General features: G+C 72.9%; 1 protein-coding gene. It reads right to left on the bottom strand.

Translation table 11 applies throughout. The features are described from left to right. Positions 1-53: 53 nt before the first annotated feature. On the bottom strand, positions 54-1,709 hold the full coding sequence (locus AB8Z36_RS38080) for an AMP-binding protein (protein WP_369217944.1): 1,656 nt from the start codon (positions 1,707-1,709) through the stop codon (positions 54-56). Between the last annotated feature and the right edge of the window lie 181 nt (positions 1,710-1,890).

The following is a 1,890-nucleotide window of genomic DNA, read 5'->3' as shown; positions in this document are numbered from 1 at the left end:
GGTCAACGTGTTCCTCCGGGTGAGCCGTTGGGCGGGCGGTGCGTCGGCCAAGGTCAGCCGCGCTCGGCGACGCTCGCGGCGAGCGCCTCGCGGTCGACCTTGCCGTTGCCGGTGACGGGCAGGACGTCCACCAGGCGCACCTCGGCCGGGACCATGTAGGCGGGCAGGACGCGGGCGCAGAACGCGCGCAGAGCGACGGCGATGTCCTCGCCCGCCGCGTCCGCGGAGGGGCCCGACTCCGCGGGCACGTGCGACTCCCCGGACGGGCCGCCCTGGTCCGCCGCGACCACGAAGGCCGCGAGACTGCCGCCGCCGTCCGGCAGCGGCAGACGCAGGGCCGCCGCCGCGGTGACCGCCGGGTGCAGCGTCAAGTGGCGCTCCACTTCGCCGAGTTCGATGCGATTGCCGTTGATCTGCACCTGGGAGTCGGTGCGGCCGAGGAAGTACAGCTCGCCCTTCTCGCCGCGTACCGCGAGATCGCCGGTGCGCAGCACGACCTGGCCCGACTCCGGGCACAGCGGGTCGGGCACGAGTGCGGCCCGGGTGGCCTCCGGGTCGTCCCAGTAGCCGGAGAAGAGGGCGGGGCTGCGCAGCAGCATCTCCCCCGGCACACCGGGGCCGTCCACGATCTCGCCGTCCTCGGCCATCAGGAGGAGTTCGGCGCCGGGGTGGGCGGTGCCGATCGACAGCCGTTCCAGGTCGGCGGGCAGCGGTTCGGGGACGTCCTCGAAGGTGGCCGCCATGGATTCGGTCGCGCCGTAGCAGTTGATGATCCGCGCGCCCGGGCGCAGTTCCTGGAGGCGGCGCAGCTCCGGCAGCGGGAACTCCTCGCCGCAGAACAGCACCGCGCGCAGCGCCTCCAGCTCGGCCAGGCGGCCCGGTTCATGGCGCAGGACCTGGCGCCAGATGGAGGGTACGCCGTTGACCTGGGTGGCTCCGGTGTCGCGCAGGGCGCGCAGGAAGTGGCGGGGCCAGCGCACGAGCCGCTGCGGCACGGGCACCACCGCGGCACCGCTCGCCAGGGCGAGTCCGATGTTGAGCAGGGAGAAGTCGAAGTGGAGCGGTGAGGTGCTGGCGATCCGGTCGCCGGGGGCGGCCATGCGGTGCGCCAGCATTCCTCGGTAGAAGGCGGTCACGGCGCGGTGGCTCATGACCACGCCCTTGGGCCGTCCGGTCGTGCCGGAGGTGAACACGATGTAGGCGGGGTCGGTGACACACGGCACGTGCCGCCGGTGCGCGGTCGCCACGGGGGCGCGCTCGACGAGCAGTTCACCGGTTCCGAACCGCGCCGTGCCCAGGGTCGCGGGCAGGTCCGTGCGCTGCCCGGTGTCGGCCTGTACGTGCAGGGCCGGACGGGCCGTTGCGATCAGGGTGCGCAACCGCTCCTGGGGTGTCTCCGGGCTCACGGGTACGAAGGTCAGTCCCGCGCGGGAGCAGGCGATCAGAAGGGCGATGGACTCCGCCCCCGCCTCGGCCTCAAGAAGCACCCGGGCGCCGGGGTCGAGCTCCAGGGCGCCGAGCGCGGTCGCGTAGGTGTGGACCTTGGCGGTGAGTTCGGCGTACGTGGTGACGCGGGCCTTGTGGGCCGCGCCGGTGGGTTCGACGACGGCCGGGTGGTCCGGGGTGTGGCGGGCCGGGTCGAGCAGCAGGTCGTGGAGGAACTCACCGGTCGCCGCCGCTGCGTCGGCCGGCCGTTGGCGCACTGACACGGGGGAAGTCCTTTCCGCGGTGGATGGTGTGCTCACGGCGGTCGGGCCTTCTCACGAGCACGGCGCACGCATTTCCGTATAACGGAATAGCGTTTCCAATTCACTCGAACGTTCTCACATGGTGGCGCGCACGCGCCACCCACCCCCCTCAACACCCGCCGCACACACCGGAGGTGGGCAT

The sequence above is a fragment of the Streptomyces flavofungini genome, assembly GCF_041028215.1.
Lineage (GTDB): Bacteria > Actinomycetota > Actinomycetes > Streptomycetales > Streptomycetaceae > Streptomyces > Streptomyces flavofungini_B.
Note: the sequence above shows the minus strand (reverse complement) of the source record. Positions and strands in the feature narration are given on the sequence as shown.